The sequence below is a fragment of the Paenibacillus ihbetae genome, assembly GCF_002741055.1.
GTDB lineage: Bacteria > Bacillota > Bacilli > Paenibacillales > Paenibacillaceae > Paenibacillus_AQ > Paenibacillus_AQ ihbetae.
Genome location: NZ_CP016809.1, coordinates 6,537,793 through 6,560,843, shown reverse-complemented (window position 1 = coordinate 6,560,843; position 23,051 = coordinate 6,537,793). Strand labels below are relative to the sequence as shown.

Here is a 23,051-nt window from a genome sequence, read left to right as displayed (position 1 = left end):
ATGAGAAAGTCCATTAATCTGTTTCAATCCGGTCTCAAAGTATCGCTGGCAGCCATCATGTCTTTTTCCATCCTGGCGGGCTGCAGCGGCGGAGGTTCTGATGGACCTGCGGAGGGAGAAACGCCAGAGGCTTCAAGCAACTTTAACCCAACAGGTCTGCCGATTGTTAAGGAGCCCATCACGTTAAAAATGATTGCCGGCAAGGCTCCGACCACGGCACCCGATTGGAACACGACCATGCTATGGCAGGAATATGAAAAAATGACCAACATCAAAGTCGAATGGGAAATGGTTCCGAATGACACGATGACGGAAAAGCGTAACATATTGCTGGCCGGTGGCGATTACCCGCACGCCTTTTTCACGGCAGGCATTCCGCTGGCTGATCTTCAGAAATACGGTCAACAGGGCATTTTCATCAAACTTAATGATTTAATCGATCAACACGCGCCAAATTTGAAAGCACTTTTAGAAAAATACCCTGACGTAAAAAAAGGCCTGACGATGCCGGACGGCAACATCTACTCCTTCCCTGGCGTGTACGACCCCGAATTTAAATCGGTACTCTCTTCTGCTAAAATGTGGGTCAAACAAAGCTGGCTGGATGAACTGGGCCTGAAGGAACCTCAAACGACGGATGATTTTTACAACATGCTGAAAGCTTTTAAAGAAAAGGATCCGAACAAAAACGGACAACCGGACGAAATTCCTTACATGGGTGTCGGCGTCGATAGCCTGATGAACTATTTAAAGGGCTCTTGGGGCCTCAGCAATCGCGGAATCCGTAATGCCAATGTGGATCTCCAGCCGGGCACCGAAGAACTCCGCTTTATTCCAACCGACCCGAAATATAAGGAAATGTTGGAGTACATGCACAAGCTGTATAAGGAAAAATTAATCGGCGAGGACGTTTTTACTGTCCAGGCGAATCAATATTATGCTAAGGGTGCGGAAGGTGTTTATGGAGCAACCATAACGACAAGTCCTTATACTTTGATGAACCAGGATGATTATATTGGAGCCACCGCATTAAAAGGGCCGCATGGCGACCAAATCTGGGCTGCAATCGGTTCACCACTTGCTACACCTGGTGCTTTTGTCATTACCGACAAAAATCCAAACCCGATTGAAACGGTTCGCTGGATTGACTACCTGTACGGTGAAGAAGGCAGCAAAATGTTCTTCATGGGCTTTGAAGGAAAATCTTACAATGTCACGGCAGACGGAGAGTTTGAATACACGGATGAAATCACCAAGAACCCGAGCGGACTTACATTCGAGCAAGCATTGATTAAGTATGTTGTATGGCCGGGCGGCGGTTATCCGAATGTTGTCCAAGAGAAATTTTTCAAGGGTGCAGAGAGCCGGCCGGAAGCAGTAGAAACCGCTGAAAAATACGATCCATATGTTCCTGAAGAAGTGTGGCCCGCCTTCTCTTTTACAGCCGAGGAAAATGAGGATATGGGCACGCTGGGAGCCGACATCAACAGCTACGTAACGGAGATGAGAGCCAAATTTGTTTCCGGCAGCGCCTCCTTTGATGAGTGGGATAACTACGTAAGCACTATCAATCAAATGGGCCTAGAGCGCTATATGGAAATTTACAAAAATGCGTATAATCGTTATAAACAGGATTAATTATACGGTACAGCTGACGATCGGGATGCCTCTCTCTTCCCGATCGTTGCCATATCCTCATCCATTATGACGGGAGGCTGTGATGCGCATGATCAAAAGCCAGCGATTCTACCGATATTTTTTGTCATACATATTAATAACGGTAATTTCTCTGTCGATCATGAGCGGTGTAGTATACAACCTGGTATTAAGTTCTATGCGTGACGAAGTCCGCCACGCCATGATGAATTCACTCGATCAGTTCCGAAATGCCCTGGATCAGAGGATCCAAGAAATGGACCGGATGGCGCATCAGATTTCGAAGCATACAGATCTCACACCTTTTAAAACAACGTCAACGGGCTACGGCGCCTACCTGGCGATCGATGAATTGAAACAGTTCCTCACCACCAACCGTTTTATTTCGGATATTGTCATCCATTATAACAGCCGCAAAGCAGACACCCTCTATGCCGCCAGCGGGACCTATGATATTAACCATTTTTTCAACGATATCTTTCGTTTTAAAAATTGGGACCAACATCAATTCCTTATTGATAGCGCTTCCATAACATCACCAGTCATGCGTCCGATGGATGCGGTGATCGTGAATCAGGTTGCAGAACAAAACTATGTCGTTTATTCGGTCCCATTGGTAGCCAGTGCCGATACTCCTTACGGTACAGTCATGTTTCTTATCCCTGAAAAATCCTTCAACCAGCTTGCTGCCAATGTCCTTGGCGATTATAACGGTTCCGTGTATATTTTGGGTGACCAGGGCCAGAATCTCTATGCCTATAACCGCGGCACAGCTGAAGTCGGCCTGATGCATACTTTAACCGGAATGATGCTCGGAACCCAAAACCCCTGGAGCATTAATCAGATACATTACCGGAATCAGGAGTACACGGTTACCAAAAAGGATTCCACAGCAAGGAACTTCCGCTACCTCGCAGCCCTTCCATCGGATCAGATTATGTACAAAGTGGATCAAGTAAAAGACATTTATAACCTGACGGTATTTGGCATCTTTATTTTCGGTGTGGCTTTAGCCACTGCCCTATCGGTTCGGAATTATAAACCACTTCAGAAGCTAATGCGTGTGATTGCTGCCCAAAATCCGGCTTCACAGCTGCCTGCCCCATCAGGCAAAAAGGACGAACTGGATGTTATCTCAACCGCTGTCGCAAATATGATCCGCGATAATGAAGGAATGATCCACCAGCTGCATCATCAAGCTATCGCACTCCGGGAACAATTCGTCCTCTCTTTGATCCGGGGAAAATACAAGACGAGAGAAGAAATTAACAGCTACCTGCATTCCGCAAACCTGCCGATGTATGATCCGTTCTTTGCCGTCTTTTTGTTATATATCGATGATTATGAATCATTCCGTGCAGCATATTCAGACACGATGCAAAGCCATCTTAAAGACAGCCTCATAAAGGTCCTTGAGGAAGGAGCGGACGGTATCGGTCAAGGCTGCGGCGCAGAGCTCTTAGACGGACGCAGCATGGTCTTCGTACTGAATTTGAAAGACGGCGAGGATCCAGAAGCCATTCTGCGTCAATACGCTGAACAAGTGATGTCACTCATCCGGCATTATTTCCGATTTACCGTCACAATTGGTGTTGGACGCACTTATCCGGAGGTTAATCAGATTTCACAATCCTTTATCGAAGCAAGCCATGCTGCGCGCTATCGGCTGATGCATGGCGGCTGCCGGATCATTTATTACCCTGACATCGATCAAAACCAAGTATCCAAGCGGTCTTATCCTGTTGAGATTTTGGATCAGCTGGTAAAATCCATTCGACAGGGCGATCAACTGGCAGTGACAGACGCGGTTCAAAAAGCCATGACGTATATCCGTGATCAGAACATGAGTGTGGAAGTCGCTTTGTTTATCTGCTTTGATATCGTTAATCATGTGGCCAAAACGCTCATGGAGCTGGAGCTCGAACTTGATGAAGCAACCAATGAGACTTTAGGTAAATTATTCGTTCCCCATCTGGAAACGATTGAGGAGCTGGAGCGATTAATCACTGACATCTGCCTTCGCGTCTGCATTACCACCAGCAGCAAGAAAGAAAGCGGGAATACAGAACTGCTTGATGAGATCAAAGCATATATCGAGGAAAACTACAAAGACCACTCACTCTCTCTAAAATGCATTGCTGACCATTTCGGCATATCGGCTTCCTATGCTACTCGATTCTTCAAAAACCAGACCGGTGAATCCCTAATGCGTTATATTGATTGCTTGCGAATGCAGGAGGCTAAGCAGCTGTTGAAAACAACTGAGCTTACGCTGAAAGATATTCTCTACGAGGTTGGTTATATTGATTCCACTAACTTTATTCGTAAATTCAAACGAAATGAAGGCCTGACGCCGATCCAGTACCGCAATCTTATGAATTAAGGATGGTCTGCGATTTTAAGCAGGCAGCGGCGCCCAGGTAACAACAAAGATACCACGATCGTAAATGATCGTGGTTTCTTTGGGTTGTTCGCTTGGCGACGTCCTACTCTTCAGGACCCTTCAGTCCAAGTACCATCGCGCTGGAAGGCTTAACGGTCGTACGCGTGGAACCCTTCCGCTATCGCCACCAAATGTATGCTGGGTTAACCGCAAAACTATGCTGGAACGTAGGTCAACCTGATCACCTGCTTGCATTTCGATCGCTTGCCACGAGGCGTAGCGGCGGCCGCGGACCGGCGAAGAACGGCTTGCCGTGACCCAGTACGACTGGATGGAGATAGAGTCGATACTCATCAACGAGACCGAGCTCGGTTAGACTGTGAGCCAACTCTGGCCCGGCAACTTCAATTTCCCCTTCATGCTGAACCTTCAGCCCACGTATGGCCTCTGAGAGGTCGCCCTCGATCAGAGAAGCGTTCGGACCGACGGACACTAACGTCCTCGACACAACCCACTTCGGTTTGTTTTGCCACGCAGCTGCGTATTCCCGTTCCGGCGCATCCCATTCAAAATGGTCTCCGTCCCCGTCCATACTATAGTATCCACTAGTGTGGGTTTGTTTTTGGGAACATGTATTTAGCTACGGTAGCACAATAACTTGTTTCGGATAAATCATGTTGGGGGTTGTAATTTTGTCTTTATTCAATTCATAAATTTCTCTCCAGCGCCCCCCGTCGTTCAATGTTTTCTTAGCAATTCTAAAGAGATTATCCCCTTCAACTACAGTGTATGATTTTACTGCTCTATTTTCTTTGATGGATTCATTAACAGGTGCTTCGTCTGCCTTTGACGATTCTGCCCGCCACTCTTTGACCGACTTTATGGAATAACTATCGACGCCCGGTTTCACGACTTCCCCACTATTCAGCTGCTCTGTAAATAACTCGACAAGCGGTACCGCATATTGAATGTAAGTTTCCACCTTTACTTCAGGATCCCTCTGAATGGCCTTTTCAAAAGTCGTATACCCGTCTTTACCAAGGGCTGTGAACGAATTTGTCACTACAACATAGGTTTTGTCCATGTCGAGGGGGGACCATTTGCCTGTCTTCCTATCTTTCACTTCGATATTGTACGCGCTCTTAACATCCTGGCCTGCGTTTAAGTAAACGTCGTATCTCAAATGCGACGAATAAGGAAACGCGCCTGTCGACTGCGTAATTCCTTGCGAATACCGAATGGCATCATCTAGTACATCGCGTATTTCTCCGCCGGTTATTTTTAGCGTAGTAATCGTATTGGAAAACGGCAGCATCGTATACGCATCTGCCATTGTAAAATCGCCTTGCACAAAGTTTGCTCTTACGCCGCCTGCATTTTGGATGGCCACATCGGCATGGGGCAGTCCGTATAAGAAAGAGTCGGCAACTACTTGCGCCGCAAAGCTGCCATTCGCGTCTTTAGCATCCGTGAAAGGCTTCGGAATCCGCTCGTTAGACAGCGTTTCCGTAATCGAGCCGATTACGGTATCCATTTCGGCTTTGACTTCCTCCCGGTAAGGCGTGATGATTTCTTCAATAGCTTGATCAATCTGGCCTTCTACCAAAACGCTGTTATTATTAATTGCTTCTTTAATTTTGGCTAATGTAGTCTTATTCGCATCGACCCATTGTCCATTTTCATTTATTTGGTATGGTTCGCCGACAGGGATGAATGGCTTTCCTGTTGCACTGATGATTTCGCCTTGCGCATCAAATTTCAAATCGATTTTGCCCAAAGCTTTTGCATATTCCCACGCTTGGACAATGTAGGTGTCTTTGCCGTCAGCGTTATGAACAATCGTCGGATATTCGCCGGTTACCGGCAAACCTAAAGCTGTCGCTTCTCCGGAAGAATCGAGCAGGTTATGCGTATCTCCGCCAACGATCAGATCGACGTCGCTCGATTCCGCTGCCAGCAATTGGTCGAAATCGTATCCTAAGTGGCTCAGCACGATGATTTTATTAATGCCCTGCTTTTTAACTTCTTCCACCGTTGACTTAACGAATTCGATCTCATCAATAAATTCTACATTATCGCTAATCAGTGAGGATTCCTTCGTTTTTTCGATTTTGATCACTCCGATGATGGCAATTTGCTCCCCGTTTACTTCTTTGATCACATACGGCTTTTCCAGATGTCCGTAGAGAGGCGACTGTTCGGTCGGCGTTATATTCCCTGCCAGGATCGGGAAGGTCGCGGTCTTATATAAATCAACAAAGTGTTGGTCGCCCTCGTCAAACTCGTGATTGCCAACCATGTAAGCATCCGGCTGCAAAGCGTTGACTACCTTCATGTCGGTTTCGCCCTTATACAAACTGTAATAGAGCGTTCCGTTCAACTCCCCGCTCTGCAGTAGCAAGGAGTGATCGTTTCTATGTTCATGAATTAAAGAGGATATGTATGACATTCCACCCAATTGGAGGCGTACCTTCTCTCCTTCTTGCGTGTCGTCATAGTTTAAGCTCAGATCAAACGGTTGGGGATCCAGATGCGAATGATGGTCATTTATGTGCAAAATCGTCAAATCCATTGATTCTGATGCACGAGCAGCTGTCGGGCTGCCTAATGAAGCGACCAACACTGCAGCCAAACCAATCCCAAGCAAGTTTTTTTTCAACATGCCTCTCTCCTTTTAGCTGTCTTATACAAAGAGAGTTTACCTGTATAGGATTATGCAAATATTAAATATACGTTTAGATTATGTAAACAAAGAAGTTCGGGAAGCATGCTGGGGTATAATTAATGAGAGACTCTCATCTCTTCGATGGGTTCTCGGTGATGAGTTGGATCGGTTAGATACATAGAAATATGATATTTGCATTGATTTCATCCATTTCATTGTTCTTTTATTCCAAACAGAAATGCCCAAACACCGTGGCGTGGGCATTTCTTAGGCAAATGTGGCTCTATCTCAGCTTTTTCTTAACAAGCGACACTCGGCACTCTTATGTCCCCATGCCATGCGAACAAGGACAGCCCCTTTTCCCGTGTGATATGTCCTGTTTCACTGTTTATGGCAGCCCTTGTGGTTTTCGCTCATTTTTAGTATCCTTTAGCCCGCTAAACATTATAATTGGGCTAAGTATTTTGCGGTGCGTACTAACTGGCTGGTAAAGGAGTTCTCGTTATCATACCACGCAGCTATTTTCACCAATGTGTCTGTTCCTAGCTCTGTTACCTTTGTCTGTGTTGCGTCGAACAAACTGCCGTAAGTCATGCCGATAATATCAGACGAAACAAGCTGTTCATCTGTATATCCATACTCATCCGATTGAGACTGTTCCATCTTCTTATTGACCTGCTCTGCTGTCACGGAGCCGCCTACCACTGCGGTTAATTCTGTCAATGAGCCCGCCATGACCGGCACCCTTTGCGATGTTCCATCCAGCTTGCCATCCAAGGACGGGATCACTAGCCCGATTGCCTTTGCTGCTCCGGTTGAGGTCGGAATGATGTTACCCGCCGCAGAACGCGCCCGCCGCAGGTCGACTTTGGCATGGGGTCCATCCAAGGTATTCTGGTCATTTGTGTAGGCGTGGATGGTTGTCATAAAGCCCTTTTTGATTGGTGCAAGCTCGTTCAAGAAATACGCCATTGGCGCAAGGCAGTTCGTCGTACAGGAAGCAGCCGAAACAATGGTATCGTTCTTAGTCAACGTATGTTCATTAATACCGAAAACAATCGTAGGAACATCCTTCCCGGCAGTGGTGGAGATCAGCACCTTTTTTGCGCCTGCTTCAATATGTGCTGCTGACGCTTTTTTCGATGCGAAGAAGCCGGTGCATTCCAGTACAACATCAATTTGCAGTTCTTTCCAGGGGAGCTTGCCGGGGTCTTTTTCGGTATAAATCGGAATATCCACACCATTCACGTTCAAGCTGTTTTCGCTATAACCAATCTTGGCTTCATAACGTCCTTGCGTGGTGTCGTGCTTCAGCAGGTGCGCAAGCATCTGCGGACTTGTAAGATCATTGATGGCTGCAACTCTATATCCATCAGTATCAAAAAGCTGCCGAAATGCAAGTCTGCCAATTCTGCCAAAACCGTTAATTGCGATGTTGATTGCCATCATCATAACCACCTTTCTGTCAGATATCCAAATTATATCCTTTGAATTTTTGTGATACACTGTCATAAGTGAAGCATTTAACTATACTATCTGTCAGGTGAGAACCATGCCACAAATTGACCGCCATAAAAATAGAACGGTACATATCGAATTTGTAGCTGCCGAGGATTTTACACATTTCCCCTATCCGGAGCGGTTTACTCTGGTTTTTATTACGAATGGAAGTATAAAAGGGATATTGAACGAACGCCCGGTCACCATTTCAGCACCCGCTATTCTTTGTTTGTCTGCAGAGGATACGATACAGGTTTTAGATAAGCACAACGTTTCTGCATCCTCATTTTGTTTTCATCCGGATTTTCTTAAATCAACCCCCCATTCTGAAACACAAAATTACTTTCCGACCGATTTGAAAATACAAACAGGTCTTTCGCTGTTTCGTAAGTCTCCTGAACGAACGGGCATACCTCGCATAACTGAGAAGGCATATCCACAATTATTGGAGTGGTTTTTTGTGCTTGGCACGGAAGTGTATGCGCAAAGCGATGCACTCTGGGCATGTAGAATCAAAAAATATTTTATTCAAATCATGGGAGTGCTTGAAGATTTAAACCGTCACAGTGAACAATCACCTGTGGATTTGGTTCTGGAATATATACACACCAATTATTCGAACAAAATCACCCTGGATGATTTAACAAAGTGCGCGTACTTGAACCGCGTTTCGCTCAATAAGATGTTTCAGGAAAGATGCGGGTCCACAGCGATGGGCTACTTAATGTCGCACCGCTTGAAGGTTGCGGGGAATCTTCTGACTCATACCGACATGAGCTTAAATGAAATTGCACGAGCTACCGGATTTGAGTATGACACTTACTTCATTAAACAATTTACGGCTAAAAAAGGCATGTCACCAACAGCATATAGGGAAATTTCCCGCAAGTTCTCTGCTGCCCAATGATGAAGGAAGATTCTCTTCTTCATAATCTAATGTTACTTCAACGAACAACGGCAGCCGGTCACGTGGCCAGCTGCCGTAATGAATTGTTGCGCTATAGTTCTTCGTTAGTGCAATAACAAGTTGCTATGACTCATTCAAGATGGAGACATCAGACAAAGCTTCAGTTTCTAGCCGAAAGGGAGCCAGTATGTCCTGAAACTATCGTTATCCGTCATGAAAAATGAACCCTACGAGTCTACTACCGTGGACATAAAAATATCAACGGGATCCTCACGATCCACTGCAAACCCGAAGCGTTCATATAGACGAATAGCCGCGCTTCCTTGAAGAACATTCAAAGTAACCCGTTTTCCTGCGACATGATCTTGTTTCAGGAAATAAGTTAATACTTGGCTGCCGATTCCTTTGCCTTGGAAATCAGGATGGATGTAAAAATGCTCTAATAAATACCCGTCAGATAGCGTTTTGAAAGCAATGCATCCAATAAACCTAGGCCCTGCTTTTATGATCCATGTATGATTTGGATCAAATGAATCCCTTAAACGTTGGCGAACCCTCTCTTCATTAAATCTTCCTAACCTTGTTAAATCATCATGTAGTACTATTGCCCGTAAATTTGCTATTGTCTCAACATCAGAGCAATCGGACCGGTGAAGAGTAATCTGATCCACCAAGCTGACCCCCCTCCCTTTATTCAATGAATTCTTGGGCTATCCTGCCTATCCCTGCGTTTAGCTCGTAACCATTTATAGCATTGTGGGTACAGAACCCATATCATCAAAACACTTGCCGTTACTTGTGGTACGGTCACCCGCTGTCTGTAACGGCAGGCTTTAGAGCTACCCTCAGGGAGAGGACTTAACATTATTGAACTAGCTTGAAATAGATAAGCTACCACCTGTGAATAGCGCATATAAATGAAATAAGTGCCCCGGTTTCGCATAACATCCTATCTATGCTCTTCGTAAATAGCCACATATGTAGAGAATTCGAGAAATTATTGAACTACCCTGCTCGTTAGCTAAATAATTTCCTTTCTTTCCGCTTTGTATCTTAGAGTCACGTATTACTTCTAAAATTTGACGGTCTTCATCAATTCCATGACCCATTTGAATTTATAAATGCGATCAGCTCCGTATCTTTATGACTATGACAGAAGTTGTCACTATCCTAATCTATACTAAGTTTTAGATTCTCGTTAACTTTCGTTAAGTAATGAAGTGAACAGGAAACATGAATCACTTGAAGTGCCAGCCCACCTATTTTCTTATCACTTAAATAAAGTACTAGGAGGTGATATGTGAGTGTTAGAACATGTATTAGCACTTAAGCCCAGTTAATGTTATATTTATAAGGATTCATTACCGAATTATTCCAAAATAGTCTGGAGGCCATTGGCATGGAACTAACTCACACTCGCTTGCTTGTAGATTGCTTTAAGGAATGTTTTATTTTTTACCGAGATGTAATGGGGTTGGAACCCATTTGGGGAACAGAGGAAGGAAGATATGCTGATTTCAATGCAGGTAACACTACTCTGGCCCTTTTTGACCGAAAATCCATGGCCGAAGCGATCAACGAATCTTACTCTGTAGACGATCACTTTAATGATAGGACAGTCATCGTCTTTCAAGTGAATGACGTAGATAAGTCATTTCTCGAATTGAAGGGAAAGGTAAACTTTATATCTGAGCCGGTTTCAAGGCAATATGGGATTAGAAGCTTAAATTTCAGAGATCCAGCAGGAAACTTGATCGAGTTGTATCATGAAATTCCTATGGAGTAGGGGTGTATTGAATGAGTACTATAAGTTATGAAGAATTTGTCCAATTAGTAGAAAAAAATAAGATTCTTCCGTTCGCAGCGTTTATCCCAGATTATCCATCGTTGACAGCTGCGGCGGATCATAACGACTGGCATTCAGGATCCGGTACGGATCCATGGTTGTGGCGTATTCGGATTGTCCAAGACGGTGTTGCTGCATATGGAAAGTTTTTTAGTGATAAGGCCTGCTTCATTCAAACCGATTATTTTCCCATAGTCAGGTCCCTCCTATCATCCGGCAAAACCATTGAAGTACGTTATAATGACGGTCTGATATCAAGAACTGCGTATCATATCTATAAAGTCTTGTGCGAGCATGGAAATATCGATTCGCGAAACTTGCGGAAATTGACCGGTTTGGATAAAAAAGAGAACAAAAAAGAATATGAAACGTCACTGGTTGAACTACAGAATTATGGTGATGTCGTTATCACTGGAGCAGCAAAACAAAATGAAGATAATTCAGGCTGGAACAGTATGTGCTACCAACCTTCGGAATTATGGTTGAGCTCGATTCAGGCAAGAAGTGAAGATGTACTCGTCGATGATGCGAGGATTCGGTTGAAATCGGAATTATCCGAAATTTGCTCTGAGAAATCTTTTAGATTCTTTGCAAAGAAACTAGCTCTCTGACTCCGCCTCTATGACGCATCATCAACCGATCATTTTTTGCTAATCCATAATCATGTTGATGACTTGTTTTGCAAACGCAGCATAGGGATCGATCAGATCAGGGCTTCGATCAATAGCCCACCTTAGGTTATCGAAAGCCCTTAATAGTAGCAAATGCCTCGTTTCAGGTAGGTCTTTTTCACTTATTCCGTACCCGTCCATAAACGCTTTAAATTCCTCAACACTTGCACTTTCTTCTAGTCCTAAAATTTGATAATGTATCAATTGAGCAACAGTTGCATGCGGTACCACGCTTACTTCTGGATTCCAGTCCAGTAATATAACTTGCTTTGCCTGATTGACAATTGTATTCTTCAAAGACATGTCTCCATGGTTTAAGCCGAAGTGAAACGATGTATTCTTCAAATTTTCAAACAGTTTTTTTACTCTCTGCGATTCCTTCGGAGTAATTACTCCAAGCTCAATCAAACGATCATGCTCATTCAAACAATTGATATTATATTGCACATACCCTTGCCAACTGCCGTCTGATCCGGCATGAGTAGGTGACTGAAACTCACCGTGGACTGGATCAATCAGATCCCCTCCATATCCTCTCACTTGAATAGAATGAATACGCTTGGCATATTCGCCTAGTTTTCTCCAAATATCAGACTTGGGAACAGTACTGTCTACCCCGTTGTCTCCCTCAATAAAGGCTTGAATCATAAATGCGGTTTCATCAACTATACCAATGGACAACACCTTAGGTCCTGGAACGCCAACTGCGGCTGCCTGCTCGATGCACCACTTTTCTGTGATAAAGCTCTGAAATGTATCTTTATCGTTCATCCGGACAACAACTTTATGACTCTCCGTTTCGACTACGAAAATTTGATTTATGATGCCTTTACCTATAATTTGATATGAACTTTTTACTTGTTCCTGAAGAAAATCGCATGCTATTCGCTCTGCTTGTATAACTGCAGATTTTTCCATTGTGTCCTTTATCCCCCCAAGCGTCGTGCTTCTAATAGTTTATCACACACTATTTTGGATAGTACGTTTATAATGAAACTCTACTTCCCGTAACTTTAATAAAATGAGCAGGCAACTGTAGCCTGCTCATTTTTAAGCCTTATTCAACTTACGTTTCTGTTAGCTTAATTGCTAATATATCGACGCATAGAAGGATAATGACAGCGCCCCAATTCATTGTCAGCTGCCTTCTTTTCTTTATTTAATTATCGTTTCCCGTTAGTTTCCCGGTATCATCTATAAGGTGTAAACAGGTTGGCATGTCTAAAATTAATCAAAGCATCATATGCTTCATCTAAATTCATTTCAAATTGATAATCGTCCGAGTTGCGAGAATTAGGATCATTCAAATCAACACCATTAAGGCTTCCGATATGAGGCATCTTCAACATCTCTTTCGTGAGTATTCGCTTTAATTGCTTATCTTGCTTTGCACGATCAAAGTCCAAGAAATAAGCATCCTCTGGCAACTTCATGAATGAATTCAGTAATATGTTGTCGATACGAACGGTTAATGAAGGCGGATTCTTATCCGATCGTATCATTGAGTCTGCTGCTAATACCCCCTCATTAAAGGATGTTCCAATTGTATAATATGCCTCACCATAACTTTTCTTTAATTGTTCTCCGATATATGTAATTTCTAGCATTTCGTTATCTACACTAATCCCTTTATCTTCTGCAATTTTAACAAAATAGTCTCCTGACGCTTTAATCTTTTTAGCGATATGTCCATTATGCCCTGCGATTAGTATCGGCCCGTTTGCTTGATTTATAATCCAATCCACTTTTTCCTTCATGGCTGTATCGCGATTCTGCGAATGTGAAATAAAGTGTAAGAAACCATAACCTTTACTATAATCTCGTATTAAAGAATCATTTATCGACGAATAGTAGGCATATATAGACAGCATATTCTGCATCGCGATCTCGTACAATTGCTTGCTGGACTTGGATATAAGATGATCAGCTTTCATATTCATTTTGTGTATCAATTGTTCAATAAGACGAACATCCTTCTGTAACAGTGGACTCCATTGATGTTGTATCCGTTTATACATACTTGCAGTTAATGCTCTATCTCTATCAGAATCTAATTCATCACCGACTAAGAGATAAAATAATCCCATAAGGTCATCAACACTTACATTAATGCTGCTGAACTCTCTGTAAAGATCACAATCCACATCTTTTAAATACTTGTCAAGTATGGGTTGTATTAGGTTTGGTCGCTGAACATCCATGCCCCAATATTGCAACTGTTCTTCACTAGATGCGGATCGATTATATTCGCGCATCCAATGGAATAACGCAGCCATCTCTTGTGTGTGGTACATCGGAATCCAGTCTTCCCACACATCTTTCAACTCTATGTCCTCGCCAGAAAGATATCGATTCATTAATTCAGAACCCGCAAATTCCTCCTCCAATACCAATGTGCGAACTCCATACTTTTCGACAAGCACCTTAAATACATCAAGCCGCACAGACTGAAATTCAGCATTGTTATGGGTCGCTTCGCCTAAACCAATAATCTGGACACCATCGGGTATCGTCAATTGCTTAACGGGTACAGCATATTTTTCTAGTTTATTCGTTAGATCATTTGGTTGACTAGAACAAGCAGTAAGTAATATCAATATAACGGTTATCCATGCTAAATATAATCGCCGCCTCATTGTTGCAACTCTCCTCTCTATAGGGGATTTATCTTCCTAACATCAAATCCCATATTAGGTATTCTATGATTTTATTGAGTAATCCTGCCTTTCAGCTTAATGATCTAGAGAAGTGAAATGTAGTTTATGCATATCTAATCGGCAATCGGGTAATGTTCTTATTCATTACGGCAATCGGGACAAGAACTTGTACCGATAAAACAAAAAAAGCCGCTAAATTAGCGACTTTCAATGGGACCATGATCTTGTTCCCGACACGAAGAATCTCCAATGAGATTCCGTCTATTTTCGCTCAAGATTCCCCGAATCGCTTAGCGGCTCGTGCCCGGGCCCGAGCGATCTCAACCTCTCGATTGCGGGGTTCAGCTTGAGTCACCAAAGAATCCAGCAGCTGCCTTGCAACGATGGTAATCTCTTGCACCCCTTGGTTAAATGCTGCTTCGTTCGCTTTGGAAGGACGGTTAAAGCCCGAGAGCTTCCTTACGAATTGCAGCGCTGCAGCCTGAATTTCTTCATCCGTCGCAGGCGGGTCGAAATTAAATAAGGTCTTGATATTTCGGCACATGGCATACTAAACCCCTTTCTTGTAATGAACGCACTTTGATGTATCCAGCATAACATAGTTTGCTCATTCAAATAGTTCCTCAACCCTTTCATATTAAAAAAGAAGCAAAACGCGGACTTTGTAAAGGAACGAACCCGAGTAACATTCGCCCCATTTTTCGTAAAGCGATTCATTCCAATCTTCATCCGACACTTCTTTTCCAAGAGCCATTTCGTATGAAATGGCTAGGAACGAACCATTTTCTGCAGCAATTTCTTCAACCATATTACCTCTGGTCGATGGAAATGCATTTGAAACTGCCAGTCCTTTTTTCGACAAAAAATTTAAAAATTCAATTTCCCCCCGTATATTATTTATTGATCTTCTAATTGTATGTGAGATTTTCAATATGAAAAATGCATTGTTTTTATGGTATTCATAAACAAAGCTTTCATAACCGCCCATTGAACGAATATTGTCTCTATTAATGTCATATCGCTTTATTACTTCGGCAATAAAGATATCCCCTACACTTTTCATCTCTAAATCGGAATGCTCGTTCTTGTTGACTGTAACATTCTTGTTAAATTATGAAAAGGAAAGAAATTAGTTAAATCAGCCCTTATCTTTGAAGGTTATTGCTTGTTAAAGAGATAGAGACAGGATTCATTCGTTGGTAAACTTCTCAAAATCACTTTTCAGCCAAAGCTGATTCCTGGTTCAAAGAGTTAGGAATGGGTATTGATGCGTCGGAAAAGCCAAGCGGGGCATTGTGTAGGAACAATTCATGAAACCAACTGCAGACTATAACGTAATACTGTATGGTTACGAATGCAGCAAATTATGCTTTGTAGCCAACCATCATAATTACAAACAGGAAGGAGGTAGTACATTGGGAAGGCGTTATTGCAAATGGATCAAGCTCCTGAACTAAAACGGTTTCAGAAGCGACTGCCGACAAGCTTTTTGCTCGGTTCGGCCAAGCAGCTTGAGTGGTTGGGACTTTTTCAAGCTACCTCCTTTCGTGGCTTGCAATGGAGCCGAACCAGCATTGAATCGTGCGTATCCGAATAGCCGTATTTCAATCTGGAGGTGAATCCCTCAAATTTGAGGGAATTAATTGGACATTATTACCGTTACAAATTTAATCATACTCGTTGTCTTGATCGGATTGACCGCATTTTTCGTCGCATCGGAATTTGCCGTCGTGAAGATCCGGATGTCGCGAATTGATCAATTGATAGCTGAAGGCAACCGGAAAGCGGTCACCGCCAAAAAGGTCGCGAGCGACCTGGACTACTATCTGTCCGCATGTCAGCTGGGCATAACCGTTACCGCCCTGGGGCTCGGGGCCATTGGCAAGCCTGCCGTTGAGCGGCTGCTGTACCCGATATTCGACCTTCTCAACGTTTCGGACGCCGCAGCATCGGTTGCATCCTATGCGATCGCATTCATCCTCGTGACATTCCTTCATGTCGTCGTAGGCGAGATGGCGCCGAAGACGCTGGCGATCCAATTTGCTGAGAAGATGACCCTTCTTCTCTCCGCCCCGCTATATTGGTTCGGCAAGATCATGTACCCTTTCATCTGGGCGTTGAACGGAGCTTCACGCGTCCTTCTGCGACGATTCGGCATTAAGCCGGCGGGGCATGAGGAGCATTATTCCGAGGAGGAGCTTCGCATCATCATGACCCAGAGCTATGAAGGCGGCGAAATCAATCAGACGAAGTTGGCCTACATGGAGAACGTATTCGCATTCGACGAACGAGTCGCAAAAGATATCATGGTGCCGAGAACCGAACTTGTGACGCTAGACAAGGATATGAAGTATGAAGAAATCGTCTCCATCCTGGACGAGAATAATTACACTCGTTACCCCGTCATCGAGGAAGGCAGCAAGGACCGCATCATCGGCGTCGTCAACGTGAAGAAAATGCTCCCGCATATCGTTTGCGGACGCCATCGCAATCTTGAGGAATTCGTACGCACCATCCCCTATATCTTTGAGGCGACCCCAATCAAGGAAGCTATGCTGAAGATGCAGCAAGAGCAGGTGCATATGGCGCTTGTTATCGACGAGTACGGAGGCACGGCCGGTATTTTGACGATGGAAGACATATTGGAGGAAATCGTCGGGGAAATCCGAGACGAGTTCGATGCCGATGAGGTGGCTGACATCCGAAAGATCGTTGGTGATCAATACCTGATCAACGGCCGCGTCCTGCTGGAGGACCTGGAGCGGCAATTCGGGATGATCTTCCAGGATACCGGCGGCATGGACACGATCGCGGGCTGGATTCAGTATCAACGCGGCACGACAGTGCAGAACGGGGATGAAATCGAGTTCGGCGGCTATGTATGGACCGTCGCCGAAACGGACCAGCTGCAAATCAAGCAAGTCCGGTTAAAACAAATGGAACCTACCATCTGAACCAACGAGCAATCGCTATAATCAATCTACCTGTGGAGGTGAATCCCTCGCCTGAGGGAAATTATTGGACGGTATAATTGCATTAAACCTGTTTCTGGTAGCCGTGTTCATCGCACTGACCGCATTCTTTGTCGGTGCCGAGTTCGCCATTCTAAAAGTGCGGATGTCCAGAATGGATCAACTGATTGCCGAAGGGAACAAAAAAGCGACGGTTGCGAAGAAAGTCGCGGGCGACCTGGATTATTATTTGTCTGCCTGCCAGCTTGGCATTACGATCACAGCCCTGGTGCTTGGTGCTCTAGGCGAACCGACCGTGGAGCGCATGCTGCATCCCCTCTTCGAGCGATTCGATGTGCCAGCGGCGGTTGCAACGGCACTATCCTATATCATTGCCCTGTCTATCATTACGTTTTTGCATGTTGTCATCGGCGAGCTGGCTCCAAAAACGCTAGCCATCCAATTTGCGGAGAAAATGACACTCTTGCTGGCCGGACCTCTGTATTGGTTCGGAAAGGTCATGAATCCGTTTATTCACGCTCTTAACGGCGCGGCCCGCTTGCTCCTTCGCATGGTTGGCGTCAAGCCGGCTGGACATGAATCGGTTCACTCCGAGGAAGAACTGAAATGGATCGTGGATCAAAGCTACGAAAGCGGCGAAATCAATCAGACGGAACGGGCCTATTTAAACAATATCTTTGCCTTCGACGAGCGATTGCTGCGGGAAATTATGATCCCCCGCGACCAGATCGTGACCGTTCGTAAGGGAATGCCGCTGAACGAGCTGATCCAGTTGCTGGATAACTATGATTTTACCCGCTATCCGGTCGTGGATGAACATTCGATGGCTCACTTTGTCGGATTCATCAATACCAAGGAAATGCTGACTAGCATTGCAGCCGGCAAGGAATCCGACGTGAAGCATTTCATCCACGACATGCCGCGTTTCGCGGACACGGCCTCCATTCGGGACGTCCTGCTCAAAATGCAGCAGACGCGGGTTCATATGGCAGCCGTGACCGATGCTTCTGGCCAAATCGTCGGACTTGTGACGATGGAGGATATTTTGGAAGAAATCGTCGGCGACATTCGTGACGAATCGGTAGGCCGCAGCCTGCCAGCTCTTCAGGGCTGATTCCAGTCTTACTGCGTAATGAACAATATTAAACGTCAATCAGCCCGTTATGGGCGGTTGACGTTATTTTAAAATCATAGGGATGTGAAACTGACGGATATGGCCTATCACTTGGGCTTCTCGGACAGCCGATTTTTCGAAGACCCTCCAAATGGATGATCATCCTCATTCCCTCAAAACGCCGAGTACCATAGCGTTCAGGCAACAATGTGGAAAGCGGTCAAAACCTAGAGCCCTTCGGCTCGCGGTTTTAACCGCTTTCCATGCCTTACGCCTTCGCAATCGCAAGAAGATGGGAAGTAACGCCAACATACTCGCGGAAGGAGCGGATCCGTTCCTGCTCGTACCGGAACACGATCACCAGCTCATTGGCGTACGGCCTCCCGTTAAAAACCCCTTCCGCCTTAAAAATGACGATCCCGGCATCCTCCTGCTCCATGCAGCTAACCGGCGTTAACTTGGCACTCATGCTGGCCCGTTCCAGCTCGATCAATTGCCGAAACCGCCCGGTTCCTCTCTGTTCCCCCTGCCAATCCTCAAACGGGATCGGAACAATAAAAGCAAAGTCAGAGGTCACCAGTGCTTCAAACGGCTCCGTATCCCCCTCCTCAATTGCCAGGCGAAAAGCATCAAATGCTTGCAGGCTGCGCTCGTGTACCTTTTTCATCGATTCCATATCCTCCTCTATTAAGATTAATTATCCATTTATTGATGCTTAAGATAAAATATAGCAAGCTGTGTTCGATCACGAAAATGTAGTTTTTCAAGCAGTGTGGTCACATAATTCCGCACGGTACCTTCACTCAAGAATAAGAGCTCGGCAATCTCCTTATTTGAATGTCCGCTGGAAACAAGCGCCAATACTTCTAGTTCGCGGGGATTCAATCCTAAAGTTGATACAGGCTTCTTATCCTCTTTTAGTAAGTTGGATAAGGCTTGGGCTACTTCTTTCTCAAAAACGGTATTTCCTTTCTCTACTGCACGGAGGCTTTCGATTATGCTCTCAGAGGACTGATTCTTCAGTATGTACCCTTCCGCGCCGGATTTTACAGCTTCTTTAATGTATTCCTCATCCTTAAACGTCGTCAAAAGAACAACCTTCATATTTTGAAAATGACGTTTGATCAGTCGGGTACCCTGAACGCCATCCATAACAGGCATGCGTATATCCATCAGCACCAAATCCGGACTCTTAAGTTGACACATCTCAAAAGCTTCCTGCCCGTTGGCCGCCGTACCGATTACTTCGAAATCGTCTTCTATTTCAATCAAAATCTTGAGTCCGTCCCGAATTAACGCATCGTCATCCACGATAAGTACCTTCAAACATTTCTCCTCCCTTCTGTCTTGGTATGACACAAACGATCATAAATCCGTCCTGCGAGTGAAAACTAAAACTTCCACCCAAATTGCGGGTACGTTCCTTCATCCCGCTTAGCCCTAAGCCTTCCTTAATGTTTGCACTGCCGATTCCGTTATCCTTAACGGACAATCGGGTATAGACCGGATTCACATCAATTTTGATTTCTACCATCGTTGCTTGGGAATATCGTGCCGTATTGGTCAATGCTTCCTTGATCGTTGCACTTAGAAGCTCCAAGTGCGCAGATGGCACACTATTGAAATCTCCGCTCATTTGCAATTCCACGGGACAAAATTGATAGTTTTCAATAATTCCTTGAAAGTAATCTGCACCGAGGCTTTCCCGCGGCTTGATATTATGAACCGTATCCCTGAGCAGTTCAATCGTATTTGCTAGACCATCGATAGACGTTTTGACAATGCTCATCGCCTTGTTTTCATCTTTGACATGAATTTTTTGGGCAGCCTGCAGTTGAATAAAAATACCCGCCAGATTATGGCCGACACTATCATGGATTTCGCGTGCGATCCGGTTGCGCTCCTTCACCTCGGTGATCCCGGCAATTTCTTTAGAGGCAAGCAAAAGCTGGGCCTTTGCTTGCTCCAACTCATAACGCAATCTCCGCTCATTGTCAATCGTCAAAGTAAAGTGGCTTGCTTCTTCCCTCTTCTTCCGGATCTGATAAGCCAGCATACCGGAAAGGAAAATGAATACGACAAGCCAATAAAATTGCGGAACATAGGTTAGAAAAATTACAACGCATACTAGAAGGAGCGATGGCCAGAACCATCCTTTTTTTAGCATAAAGTCATAGAATACGATGGCAAACCATATTGAGAAATGAGAATCCATCGCAACGCCTGCACAAGTAAGCAAGAGCATTGCGACGGTCAACCATACGGAATCGAAATATCGTTCCTTTATTAGCTGCAGGACAATTGCCATCATAACAATCAAGAGCTGCTCATAAGGAATATTTCCCGCCAAGATCAACTCAATGATGAGAAATCCGAAAATGACGGTTTTCACAATATAGTTCATGTCAGACCTTTCCAATCACTTTTGGACACAGTATACCAAATGATCCTACTTGGCGATATCTGTTTTTCTTATGGTCCCGGTTAGGAAGAAAATAATCGCGAACAGAATGATCATGACCACCTGCCTACCAAGACCAAGAAGGGTCTGGCCGTGTAAAAGTTGATCGATACCATCCATCACCCAATACACCGGGGTAAATTGGCTTATTGTTCGGACGATGTCAGGCGCCCAGTCAAGTGGGCCGTATGCCCCGCCCAGCATGGATATCGGCTCAATAAGGCAGATGCCAATCAGGCAGGCTTGAAGGATCGATTTCGAGATGGAACTGACAGCCACTCCAAAGGAGACAGCAGCCACTGAAAACATTAAGAGGAGTGCATATATCCCCCATTCCGAATGATTCATAGGAACTCGGTAGCCCCATTTCAATATAAGCATGGCAAAGGTGAGTTGAATAACCGCGACGAATAAAAAGCTGCCGACCATTTGGAGCATATAGCTGCGAATGCGGACAGGCGCAGCTAGTGTCCGGTATAACGTATGATTATTTCGGTTGGATATGATCTGCAGGCCTGCAATCAGTGAAGTATACAGAATAGGAATGACAAGAAAACCGAGCACTTTGCGTGACTTCTCTTCCTGCTGATTTTCCATAGGACGGCTATCCAGTTTGAGTGGACTCCGTTCCTCGTATTGCTTGTATGAAGTATAGAAGGCATCGGGCTGATGACCTGTGTTGGCAGCAATCGCCCTAACCTGAACACCCCACTCCCTCAGATAGATGCTTAGCGGCTGCGATACATTCGATTCCTTTACGGAGTATTCACTCAGTCCACTGCTCTCCCCCTCATGGATGAGTCTTTCTGTAAATCCATGATCAATCACTAAGACGTAATCAACCTTCAAGTCCTTTAGTTCTCGTTCGATATCCTTCTCTTTGACGGTCTTCATCTCAACCTTTGTCTCTAATTCATGTATAAGCATCTTCGTTAATTCCGTTTGATCATGATCGATGACCGCCGCTTTAAGCGGCTGCTGATCGTCTATTAACCCAAGCGACATGTAAGCAAGCGGGAATAGAATAATGAAGATAAGCTGAAGCTTATTCCGGAATAATCGTTTAATCGTATGTTTGAAGATGCTCAAGCCACCCTCCTCCTTTCTAAAACCATGGCCAACGCCACAGTAATCCCCGTATACAAGGTGAGGCCGAACATGGCCGAAGACATGAAGGTTCCATCATATATACTGCTAAACAGTACTTTTTGGCCGTATGAGTTAGGCGTAAACCAGCTTAGTGTATCAAATACAGCTCCATCAATCGGCGTAATGCCGCCGGAGATCAGCGTGAATACGAACGAAAGAATAAAGAGAGAAAGTGAGGAAACCATCGTGCTTTTGGTAAAATACGCCATGATCATGCCAAACGAAACCGAGATTGCAGCGAACAAGAGCAGAACCAGCATAATCATCCACAAACGAGTATCCCAGTTCGCGCGGAAGACATATTTGGATACTAGAAACAGAAACATTGAGATCCCGTACACCGTGATCAAACTGCCCAACAGCTTACCTAAGGTTACCCTGCTGCTTTTCACGGGGGCGGCTAAAAATCTCGAATAGGTATGGTTCCCGATATCCTTCGTCACGGCAAACACCCCAAACAGTGCACCAAGCAGCAGGAATTGGAACATCGTCGTAACGGCGTAATAATCAACGCCGGTCGGGATTTTCCCTGATGTTTCTAGCTTTACCTCACGAATGCTCGGGTCTCCCGCTGAATCTGCGGCATGATTCCCTACTTGATCCGCTAGTAACAATAAATTATGCGTTCGGATGAAGTTTTCCACGACAGGCTGTATGAAGGGATAATCCTCATTACCGTAAAACTCCACCCGCCCCTCCTCTCCCTGGTGGAGCTGTTCAGAAAGATGAGCCGGCACATGGATTAAGCTATTGATTTTATCGTTTTTCATAAAATCGTACCCTTCGCCCATATCCGTAACGGGTACCAGATGAATTAGTCCCCGGACCTTTTGAGATTGCAGATAATTTTTGAGTTCGGTACCTACTCTGCCATCGTCTTTATTGAGGAACCCCACATTCAAGGGCTCTACGTTGGTTGGTGTAAATTTGCTGCTTTGCATAGTGCCGAGTAGCAGCATCATGACTAGCGGCAGCAATAGAAAGGCAGCCATCGCTTTAATATCCCGTACATGACGTAACGCTGTATAAAAAGCAATCGTCCAAACTTTCATTACGTTCCCTCCCCTCTT

General features: G+C 44.8%; 20 protein-coding genes and 1 rRNA gene. 7 read left to right on the top strand and 14 right to left on the bottom strand.

Annotation, left to right across the window (positions count from 1 at the left end; translation table 11 throughout):
• Together BBD41_RS29520 and BBD41_RS29515 are read left to right on the top strand one after the other, a co-directional pair.
• Nucleotides 1-1,638 (top strand): extracellular solute-binding protein, encoded by a 1,638-nt coding sequence (locus BBD41_RS29520; RefSeq protein WP_099480343.1) that lies wholly within the window; start codon nucleotides 1-3, stop codon nucleotides 1,636-1,638.
• Nucleotides 1,639-1,726: 88 nt separating this feature from the next.
• Nucleotides 1,727-4,039 (top strand): helix-turn-helix domain-containing protein, encoded by a 2,313-nt coding sequence (locus BBD41_RS29515; RefSeq protein WP_162292797.1) that lies wholly within the window; start codon nucleotides 1,727-1,729, stop codon nucleotides 4,037-4,039.
• Between the two features lie 90 nt (nucleotides 4,040-4,129).
• Here the strand turns inward: BBD41_RS29515 and rrf are convergent.
• The 4 genes from rrf to gap all read right to left on the bottom strand — a co-directional run bounded on the left by rrf (nucleotide 4,130) and on the right by gap (nucleotide 8,150).
• Nucleotides 4,130-4,231: ribosomal RNA gene (gene rrf / locus BBD41_RS29510) — 5S ribosomal RNA — on the bottom strand.
• Between the two features lie 49 nt (nucleotides 4,232-4,280).
• Nucleotides 4,281-4,631: a dihydrofolate reductase family protein gene (locus BBD41_RS29505; protein ID WP_223260462.1), complete on the bottom strand. Its 351-nt coding sequence runs from the start codon at nucleotides 4,629-4,631 to the stop codon at nucleotides 4,281-4,283.
• A gap of 48 nt (nucleotides 4,632-4,679) precedes the next feature.
• On the bottom strand, nucleotides 4,680-6,701 hold the full coding sequence (locus BBD41_RS29500) for a 5'-nucleotidase C-terminal domain-containing protein (RefSeq protein WP_077566354.1): 2,022 nt from the start codon (nucleotides 6,699-6,701) through the stop codon (nucleotides 4,680-4,682).
• A gap of 447 nt (nucleotides 6,702-7,148) precedes the next feature.
• A complete protein-coding gene (gene gap / locus BBD41_RS29495) occupies nucleotides 7,149-8,150 on the bottom strand; it encodes a type I glyceraldehyde-3-phosphate dehydrogenase (protein WP_099480339.1) in 1,002 nt (333 codons plus the stop codon).
• A gap of 106 nt (nucleotides 8,151-8,256) precedes the next feature.
• Between gap and BBD41_RS29490 the strand changes: the two genes are divergently transcribed.
• The gene (locus tag BBD41_RS29490; protein WP_099480337.1) at nucleotides 8,257-9,111 is read left to right on the top strand and encodes a helix-turn-helix domain-containing protein; all 855 of its coding nucleotides are present in this window, start codon (nucleotides 8,257-8,259) and stop codon (nucleotides 9,109-9,111) included.
• A 227-nt stretch (nucleotides 9,112-9,338) separates the two neighbouring features.
• Here the strand turns inward: BBD41_RS29490 and BBD41_RS29485 are convergent, their stop codons facing one another.
• Nucleotides 9,339-9,782 carry a GNAT family N-acetyltransferase gene (locus BBD41_RS29485; RefSeq protein ID WP_099480861.1) on the bottom strand — a complete coding sequence of 148 codons (444 nt, stop codon included), beginning with the start codon at nucleotides 9,780-9,782 and terminating at the stop codon, nucleotides 9,339-9,341.
• A 728-nt stretch (nucleotides 9,783-10,510) separates the two neighbouring features.
• Here BBD41_RS29485 and BBD41_RS29480 point away from each other — a divergent pair.
• The gene (locus BBD41_RS29480) at nucleotides 10,511-10,897 is read left to right on the top strand and encodes a VOC family protein (protein WP_007131465.1); all 387 of its coding nucleotides are present in this window, start codon (nucleotides 10,511-10,513) and stop codon (nucleotides 10,895-10,897) included.
• An 11-nt stretch (nucleotides 10,898-10,908) separates the two neighbouring features.
• Nucleotides 10,909-11,568 carry an AlkZ-related protein gene (locus BBD41_RS29475; RefSeq protein ID WP_099480335.1) on the top strand — a complete coding sequence of 220 codons (660 nt, stop codon included), beginning with the start codon at nucleotides 10,909-10,911 and terminating at the stop codon, nucleotides 11,566-11,568.
• Between the two features lie 39 nt (nucleotides 11,569-11,607).
• On the opposite strand, the gene BBD41_RS29470 is transcribed toward BBD41_RS29475, so the two are convergent.
• The 4 genes from BBD41_RS29470 to BBD41_RS29455 form a co-directional block, all read right to left on the bottom strand.
• Nucleotides 11,608-12,546, bottom strand: coding sequence for a phosphotransferase (locus BBD41_RS29470; protein ID WP_099480333.1), 939 nt, complete (start codon nucleotides 12,544-12,546; stop codon nucleotides 11,608-11,610).
• 272 nt (nucleotides 12,547-12,818) lie between these two features.
• Nucleotides 12,819-14,264, bottom strand: coding sequence for an erythromycin esterase family protein (locus BBD41_RS29465; RefSeq protein WP_099480331.1), 1,446 nt, complete (start codon nucleotides 14,262-14,264; stop codon nucleotides 12,819-12,821).
• Between the two features lie 292 nt (nucleotides 14,265-14,556).
• Nucleotides 14,557-14,829: a DUF2277 domain-containing protein gene (locus tag BBD41_RS29460; protein WP_007131469.1), complete on the bottom strand. Its 273-nt coding sequence runs from the start codon at nucleotides 14,827-14,829 to the stop codon at nucleotides 14,557-14,559.
• 93 nt (nucleotides 14,830-14,922) lie between these two features.
• Nucleotides 14,923-15,348: a hypothetical protein gene (locus tag BBD41_RS29455; RefSeq protein WP_189636021.1), complete on the bottom strand. Its 426-nt coding sequence runs from the start codon at nucleotides 15,346-15,348 to the stop codon at nucleotides 14,923-14,925.
• 580 nt (nucleotides 15,349-15,928) lie between these two features.
• Between BBD41_RS29455 and BBD41_RS29450 the strand changes: the two genes are divergently transcribed.
• Nucleotides 15,929-17,239, top strand: coding sequence for a hemolysin family protein (locus BBD41_RS29450; protein WP_077566360.1), 1,311 nt, complete (start codon nucleotides 15,929-15,931; stop codon nucleotides 17,237-17,239).
• Between the two features lie 64 nt (nucleotides 17,240-17,303).
• Nucleotides 17,304-18,371, top strand: coding sequence for a hemolysin family protein (locus BBD41_RS29445; protein WP_077566361.1), 1,068 nt, complete (start codon nucleotides 17,304-17,306; stop codon nucleotides 18,369-18,371).
• A 268-nt stretch (nucleotides 18,372-18,639) separates the two neighbouring features.
• Here BBD41_RS29445 and BBD41_RS29440 read toward each other — a convergent pair whose 3' ends face one another.
• The 5 genes from BBD41_RS29440 to BBD41_RS29420 all read right to left on the bottom strand — a co-directional run bounded on the left by BBD41_RS29440 (nucleotide 18,640) and on the right by BBD41_RS29420 (nucleotide 23,033).
• Complete coding sequence (locus BBD41_RS29440; RefSeq protein ID WP_237086973.1) at nucleotides 18,640-19,038, bottom strand: nuclear transport factor 2 family protein; 399 nt, start codon at nucleotides 19,036-19,038, stop codon at nucleotides 18,640-18,642.
• A gap of 38 nt (nucleotides 19,039-19,076) precedes the next feature.
• The gene (locus BBD41_RS29435) at nucleotides 19,077-19,697 is read right to left on the bottom strand and encodes a response regulator transcription factor (RefSeq protein ID WP_099480327.1); all 621 of its coding nucleotides are present in this window, start codon (nucleotides 19,695-19,697) and stop codon (nucleotides 19,077-19,079) included.
• A complete protein-coding gene (locus BBD41_RS30420) occupies nucleotides 19,675-20,340 on the bottom strand; it encodes a sensor histidine kinase (protein WP_237086971.1) in 666 nt (221 codons plus the stop codon). Before BBD41_RS30420 ends, BBD41_RS29435 begins: the two co-directional genes overlap by 23 nt.
• Nucleotides 20,341-20,820: 480 nt before the next feature.
• A complete protein-coding gene (locus BBD41_RS29425) occupies nucleotides 20,821-21,921 on the bottom strand; it encodes an ABC transporter permease (RefSeq protein ID WP_099480323.1) in 1,101 nt (366 codons plus the stop codon).
• Nucleotides 21,918-23,033 carry an ABC transporter permease gene (locus BBD41_RS29420; protein WP_099480321.1) on the bottom strand — a complete coding sequence of 372 codons (1,116 nt, stop codon included), beginning with the start codon at nucleotides 23,031-23,033 and terminating at the stop codon, nucleotides 21,918-21,920. The genes BBD41_RS29425 and BBD41_RS29420 overlap by 4 nt, the downstream gene beginning before the upstream one ends.
• Nucleotides 23,034-23,051: the final 18 nt, after the last annotated feature.